This is a genomic window from Bradyrhizobium oropedii (genome assembly GCF_020889685.1).
GTDB lineage: Bacteria > Pseudomonadota > Alphaproteobacteria > Rhizobiales > Xanthobacteraceae > Bradyrhizobium > Bradyrhizobium oropedii.
On the sequence record NZ_JACMYO010000391.1, the window covers coordinates 1 to 2,023 of the forward strand.

The following is a 2,023-nucleotide window of genomic DNA, read 5'->3' on the forward strand; positions in this document are numbered from 1 at the left end:
CCCCGGCAGATGCCGCGCAATGCACCGCCGGTGCAGCAATCGGCGCCGCCAATGGCCGCCTATGCGCCGCCGCCCGCGGCACCAACCGGGCCGGACTTCTCCTCGCTCGAGCGTCATCTGCTCAAGATCACGAGCCAGATCGAGGCGCTGCAGCGGCCCGACCATATCGAGCAATCGATCGCGGCCTTCCGCGGCGAGCTTGCGGAAATCCGCCAGGCCATCACCGAGGCGATGCCGCGGCGCGCGATCGAGTCGATCGAGAACGAAATCCGCTCGCTGCATCACCGGATCGACGAGATTCGCCACGAGGGCAGCAACAGCCAGGGCCAGGCGATTGCCGGCATCGAACGCGCGCTGGCGGAAATCCGCGAGGCGCTGCGCACGCTGACGCCCGCCGAGCAGCTCACCGGCTACGACGAGGCGATCCGCAATCTCGGCGCCAAGCTCGACATGATCCTGCGCGCCAACGACGATCCGTCGACCGTGCATCAGCTCGAGAGCGCGATCGCAGCGCTCCGCGCCATCGTCTCCAATGTCGCCTCCAACGATGCGCTGCTGCAGCTGTCCGGCGACGTGCATGCGCTGGGTGCGAAAGTCGACCAACTGTCGCAGATGTCGCGCGGCGATTCCTACGGCGACGCCTTCGCCGGAATCGAGCAGCGCATCGCCGCGCTGGCCTCGTCGCTGGAAAGCCGCGAGCGGCCGGCCGGCCACGACAATACCGACGCGATCGAGGGCGTCCTGCGCTCGCTGTCGGAGCGGATCGACCGGCTGCAGGTCGGCAACGACAGTTCGTCGGCATTCACCCATCTTGAGCAGCGCGTCTCGTATCTGCTCGAGCGCCTGGAGTCCGCCGACCAGCGGTCCGGCAATCTCGGCCGGGTCGAGGAAGGGCTGCATGACATCATGCGCCACCTCGAGGCGCAGCACGCCCATATCGCCTCGCTGGCCGACGCCACGCGCAACAACATCAATACCTCCGCGCCGCAGCCGATGATGGACAGCGGCATCGTCGACATGGTGAAGCGCGAGCTCTCGGACATCCGCTTCAGCCAGTCGGAGACCGATCGCCGCACCCAGGATTCGCTGGAGACCGTTCACAACACGCTCGGCCACGTCGTCGATCGGCTGGCGATGATCGAGAACGATCTGCGCACGGAGCGCAGCGCGCCGCCGCCGGCTCCGCCCGCCCCCGCGCCGGTCGATCCGCGGATGGACGCACCGCGGATGGAGATGCCGCGCGCGGCGATGCCGCAGCCGATCGCGCAGCCCAGGCCCGAATCGTACCAGCCTGAATCGTACCGGCCCGAATTGCCCAATCCTGCGCAGGCGCAGGAGCACTTCATGTCCGCGCCGCGCGAATTCCATGCCGCGCAGCCGGTCGAGACCGCGCCGCCGCCGCTGCCGCCGCGCGCGATCAGCGAGATCCTCGAACCGCATGCGGCGTCTGCCCGCGCTGCGATCGCGCCGGAACTACCGCCGGATCACCCGCTCGAGCGGGTACGCGCCCCTCGGGCCGCGTGTCGTCGCCGTCGGAGCGGATCGCGGACTCCGAGCGCGCCATCAGCGACCTTCCCGCCGGCAAGAAGGAACCGGTCTCGACGTCGAGCTTCATCGCCGCCGCGCGCCGCGCCGCGCAGGCCGCAGCCGCGCAACCCGTCAACGAGAAGGCGGCGCGTGCAGCGAGCAAGGCCGCAGCCAAGGCCAAGGAGAAGGCCGACAAGGCCGCGAAGGCCGTTGCCGCCAAGGCTGGCACGCCTGCGGCCGGCGCTTCGGCGACCGGCGCGCCGGAGGCGCAGCCTTCGACCATCACCTCCAAGATCCGTTCGCTGCTGGTCGGCGCGAGCGTGGTCGTGATCCTGCTCTCGACCGCCAAGATGGCGATGAACCTGCTCGACACCAGCTCTGCGCCGCAGGCGCCGGCGATCGAGCACAGCGAGCCGGCCGCGCCTTCTGCGCAGCCGCCGGTCGAGAATTTCACCACACCCGCACCGGCGGCCCCCTCCGGCGCGCCCGGGCCGTC

1 pseudogene is annotated in these 2,023 nt (G+C 70.1%); it reads left to right on the plus strand.

The window, feature by feature from the left end:
• Positions 1 to 2,023, plus strand: a pseudogene (locus H8A95_RS42710) (hypothetical protein); the annotation flags it as partial.